The organism is Bacillus sp. SIMBA_008, assembly GCF_046535495.1.
In the GTDB taxonomy this organism is placed as follows: domain Bacteria; phylum Bacillota; class Bacilli; order Bacillales; family Bacillaceae; genus Bacillus; species Bacillus subtilis.
Genome location: NZ_JAWRWL010000035.1, coordinates 1 through 443, shown reverse-complemented (window position 1 = coordinate 443; position 443 = coordinate 1). Strand labels below are relative to the sequence as shown.

Sequence of the window (443 nt, the reverse complement as noted above, 5' to 3'; positions counted from 1 at the left end):
GGATCACGATGCCGGTCCGCCCGTCCAGGGCGATGCGCCACCCCCACCCGCCGAACTCCCCGAACGGCGAGACATCGACCGCGCGCGCGGACTCGACCTCGTCGAGCGGTATCTCGATGCGGGGCCAGCCGATCAGCGCCCTGGCGGCGAATCCCTCGGGCGTCACGCGCACACGGAACGCGGTGGTGGCCACCATCGCGTCGACCGGCCATCGACCTGCCGCGCGCCCGCATCCTCGGCGGCTGCTCCGCCCACAACGGATGCACCGCTTCGATCGGAGCCGCGTTCGAGTACGACGAGTGGGCTCGGCTCGCCGATGACACGCGCTGGAGCGCCGACGAGGTCGTGCCGCTGCTCGAGTGGGTGCGCGATCGCTTCCGGGTGAGCCACACCACTATGGAGGAGCTGACCCCTCCACAGCGGGCGTTCGTCGAGGCGGGCAT

General features: G+C 71.6%; 2 protein-coding genes. One reads left to right on the top strand and one right to left on the bottom strand.

Annotation, left to right across the window (positions count from 1 at the left end):
* Window positions 1-196, bottom strand: a 196-nt coding sequence (locus SB658_RS21950) for a hypothetical protein (RefSeq protein WP_410602293.1), incomplete at its 3' end; no start/stop codon positions are given.
* On the opposite strand from SB658_RS21950, the gene SB658_RS21945 reads away from it, so the two are divergent.
* The coding region (locus SB658_RS21945) for a GMC family oxidoreductase N-terminal domain-containing protein (protein ID WP_410602291.1) at window positions 151-443 on the top strand (293 nt) is incomplete at its 3' end. The two genes, SB658_RS21950 and SB658_RS21945, sit on opposite strands and share 46 nt — an antisense overlap.